Here is a 4152-nt window from a genome sequence, read left to right as displayed (position 1 = left end):
GGAAGCGCAGGCCCTGGCAGATCGGCGTGGCCGCCTCGGTGGCGGTGGTGATCGCTGTGATCGTCTCGCTGCTGTGGTCCCTGCCGCTGGGTCGGGCGCTGGAGCCCCTGGCCAATCCCACCTTGGTGATCGTGGCCGCGGACGGCTCGCCGATCGCCCGCCGGGGCTCGTACAAGGAAGCGCCCGTCGAGGTCGCCAAGCTCCCCGCCTATGTGCCCGGCGCGTTCATCGCCATCGAGGACCGGCGCTTCTACACGCACATCGGCATCGATCCGAAGGCGATCCTTCGCGCCGTGGGCGCCAACGCCAAGGCCGGCGGGGTGTCCGAGGGCGGTTCGACCATCACCCAGCAACTGGCCAAGAACGCCTTCCTGTCAAACAAGCGCACCTTCCGGCGCAAGATCCAGGAGGTGCTGATCGCCCTCTATCTGGACGCCCGTTTGTCCAAGGACGAGATCCTCTCGCGCTACCTGTCGTCGGTCTATTTCGGCGACGGCACATTCGGCCTGGGCGCGGCGTCGCGGCACTATTTCGACAAGGCGCCCGAGCAATTGAGCGTCGGCGAGGCGGCGATGCTGGCCGGCCTGGTCAAGGCGCCGTCCCGCTGGGCTCCTACCGAGAACTTCGACGGCGCCAAGACGCGGATGAAGACCGTGCTGGGCGCCATGGTGGACACCGGCGTGATCACCCAGGCCCAGGCGACCCGCGCGGTCCGCCAGATCCACGTCCAGACGGGCCGCCCGAAGCTGCCGGTCGGCTCCTACTTCGCCGACTGGGTGTTCCCGCAGGCCAAGGCGGTGTTCGAGAACACCTACGGCGAGACCATTGTCCGCACGACACTGGATCCCAAGCTCCAGGCTCAGGCCGAGAAGATCCTCGACCAGGCGATCGCCCGCGACGGCAAGGTTCTGAACGTCACCCAGGGCGCGATCGTCGCCATGCGCACCGACGGCCGGATCGTCGCCATGGTCGGCGGCCGAAATTACAAGGTCAGCCAGTTCAATCGCGCCGACGCCCAGCGTCCGCCGGGCTCGGCCTTCAAGCTGTTCGTCTATCTGGCGGCCATCCGCCAGGGCATGACCCCGACCAGTCCGATCCTCGATGCACCGGTCCAGGTCAGCGGCTGGACGCCCAAGAACCACGAGGGCAAGTACGCCGGCCGCGAAGTGCCGCTGATCACCGCCTTCGCCGCCTCGTCCAACGTGGCCGCCGTGCGCCTGGCCCACGACATCGGCCGCGAGCCGATCGTCCGCACCGCCCGCGACCTGGGGATCACCGACCCGATCCCCGACGACCTCACCCTGGCGCTGGGCACCGGACCGATGAGCCTGGTGCGGCTGACGGCGGCCTATGCGGCCATCGACGCCGGCGAGGCGCCGATCATTCCGCACGGCCTGGCGGACTGGAAGAAGCCTGCCAACGTCCATCCGCTGACCAAGGCCGAACTGGCCAGCATGCGCGATCTGCTGCGCTCGGCCACCCAGCGCGGGACGGGCATCGAGGCGGCCATCCCCGGCGCCTTCGGCAAGACCGGCACCAGCCAGGATTACCGCGACGCCCTGTTCGTCGGCTATGTCGGCGACCTGGTCATCGGGGTCTGGGTGGGGAACGACGACAACAGCGCCATGCACGGCGTGGTCGGCGGCGGCCTGCCGGCCAAGATCTGGAAGAGCGTGGCCACCTACGCCGTCAATCGCGACGCGCCCAAGGCGGCCGAGCCCGAAGGCGACGACGCGGTGTCGGCGGCCGAGGATCCGACGCTGCTGCTGAACCCGGACGGCACGCCCGTCGAGGGCGCGGTTCCGGTGGAGGGGGCGCCTGTCGCTCCGGTCGATGGTGTTGCGCCGGTCGCGCCTGTCGCCCCGAGCGCTCCCTTGGTCAGCGCCCCGACGGCCCCGGCCGCGCCGACGGCGGAGCGACCGGCGGGCTAGGAACCGTGGCCGGAGAGCCGGAGCGGAGACCTCATCGCAGATCCTCCATCTCATACAGCGGCCGGATCTCGATCTCGCTGGGTCCGGGCATTGGATTGGGACAACGCTTCACCCAGGCGACAGCCTCGTCCATATCCTTGACCTCCCAGAGCCAGAAGCCGGCGACCAGCTCGCGGGGCGTGGCGAAGGGGCCGTCGATGACCGTTCGGCCGACGCCGTCGAAGGCGACGCGCTTGCCCTGGGAGGAGGGTGTAAGGCCGTCGCCGGCCCGCAGTACGCCGGCCTTCGTCAGTTCGTCGTTGTAGCGGCCCATCGCCTCGAGCATCTCTTGCGTCTCGGGGGTCAGGACAAAGCCCTTCTCGCTGTCTTCGGTGGCTTTCACGAGCACCATCACACGCATCGTCCGTCTCCTTGTTCGAGCCGATCTCATCGGCCTGACACTGGAACGACGAACGACGCCTGCGGGGGCCGACATCGTCGCGTGAAGATGGGATAGGCTTTTTACTTCGCCGCGCTGGCCGCCCGCAGGGCGATCTCTTCGCGCTTGCTGGCCAGGCGTTCGCGGGTCTGCTCCATCGCCTCGAGCTCGGCGGTCAGCAGCAGGTTTTCGATCAGCCCGCCCAGATGGGTCTGCATGGCGGCGCGGGCGGCCTTGGGGTCGCGGGTGCGCAGCGACTCGATGATGTCCTGGTGCTCGTCGTTCAGCGGCCGCTTGCGCACGTGCCGGGCCTTTTCCAGCATCTGCATGCACAGGCGCGACTTGTAGCGCAGGTCCCAGGTGTTCTCGACCACGCGGACGATGGCGCTGTTGCGGGTGGCCTGGGCGATGGTGATGTGGAACTGGCGGTCGGCCAACTCCGACTGTTCCTTGGTCGACTTCTCGCTGTTCATCTCGGCGAGCAGGGTCTCCAGATAGGCCAGTTCCTCCTCGGTGATCAGGGTGGCGGCCAGGGCGGCGGCCTCGCCCTCGAACAGGCGGCGGGCCTCGGCCTGATCGAAGGCCCCGATGTCCAGGTCGCGCGGCGGTGGGGGCGGCTGCCCTCCCGCGCGGACATAAACGCCCGAGCCCTGCCGGGCCTCCAGCAGTCCGCGCATTTCCAGGGCGATTACGGCGCGGCGGATGGTGGGCCGACTGACGCCGAACTCCTCGGCCAGGTCGCGTTCCGAGGCCAGTCGCTGGCCGGGCTGATGGCGGCCGTCGGCGATGGCCTGGCCGATGTCCGCGGCCACGCGCTGATACAGGCGCAGGGGATTTGCGGCGGCCGTCGTCGTCGTCATCTTCGTCTTCAACCCTCTCGACAGCGCTATCTTAAGCGGCGTCGCGTCGGAAGGGTAGGGCGGGCGGCGACGACGATGGGTCGGCCGTCTAGTCGGCTGGCGGAGGTCCGCCGCTGCTCATCGCCTTGTTGGTCATCCAGACGCAGGGGATCAGCAACACCGCCAACCAGGCCGAGGCGCGGAAGAAGTCGATGGTCGACAGCAGGTAGGCCTGGTTGACCACCTGGCTCATCACCGCGCCCACGGCCTGGGCGTGGCTTAGGCCCGCGGCCTGCATGCGGTCGATGGCTGTCAGCCAGGTCGGGTCGTTCGAGGCCATCGTCTCGGCGAGGCGGTTCTGGTGCAGGCTCTCGCCGCGGTCCCAGATCGTCGTGGTCAGCGAGGCGGCGAAGCTGCCGGCGGTGATCCGCGAGAAGTTCGACAGGCCCGAGGCCGACGGCAGTTGGTGGGGCGCGACGCCGTTCAGCGAGATGGTCACCATCGACAGGAAGAAGGTGCTCATCGCCACGCCCTGCACCAGCATCGGCCAGACCAGGGACCTGAAGTCGGCGTCGGAGTTGAAGCCCGAGCGCATGAAGAACGACAGGCCGAACGCGGCCAGCGACAGGGTGGCGGCCCAGCGGGCGTCGACCTTCTGCATGATGCGGGCGGCGAACGGGGTCAGCAGCACGGCCACCACGCCGCTGGGGGCGGCCACCAGACCGGCCCAGGTGGCGATGTAGTGCATCTGGGTCTGAAGCCACAGCGGCTGGAGCAGGTTCGAACCGAAGAACACCGCGTAGCCCAGGCAGAAGGCGACCGTGCCCAGGGCGAAGTTCTTGGACTTGAACAGCGACAGGTCGACGATCGGGTGCTTCTCGTTCAGCTCCCAGATGACCCAGGCGATGAAGCCGACGATGGCCACCAGGGTCTCGACGATGATGGCGGGCGAGTTGAACCAGTC

The 4152-nt window shown here is 68.6% G+C and carries 4 protein-coding genes; 1 reads left to right on the top strand and 3 read right to left on the bottom strand.

Features of this window, described 5'->3' with window-relative positions:
• The coding region (locus AC1DZ6_RS20390) for a transglycosylase domain-containing protein (protein ID WP_477098956.1) at positions 1-1931 on the top strand (1931 nt) is incomplete at its 5' end.
• Positions 1932-1962: 31 nt separating this feature from the next.
• Here the strand turns inward: AC1DZ6_RS20390 and AC1DZ6_RS20385 are convergent.
• From AC1DZ6_RS20385 to AC1DZ6_RS20375, 3 genes are all read right to left on the bottom strand, one after another.
• Entirely contained in the window at positions 1963-2331 is a 369-nt protein-coding gene (locus AC1DZ6_RS20385; RefSeq protein WP_477098955.1) for a YciI family protein, read from the bottom strand.
• Between the two features lie 101 nt (positions 2332-2432).
• The gene (locus AC1DZ6_RS20380) at positions 2433-3209 is read right to left on the bottom strand and encodes a FadR/GntR family transcriptional regulator (protein ID WP_477098954.1); all 777 of its coding nucleotides are present in this window, start codon (positions 3207-3209) and stop codon (positions 2433-2435) included.
• An 88-nt stretch (positions 3210-3297) separates the two neighbouring features.
• Positions 3298-4152: MFS transporter (locus AC1DZ6_RS20375; protein ID WP_477098953.1), on the bottom strand; the 855-nt coding region annotated here is incomplete at its 5' end.

Source organism: Caulobacter sp. P1_B12_2, assembly GCF_056406675.1.
This window is presented reverse-complemented; position numbering and strand designations above follow the sequence as displayed.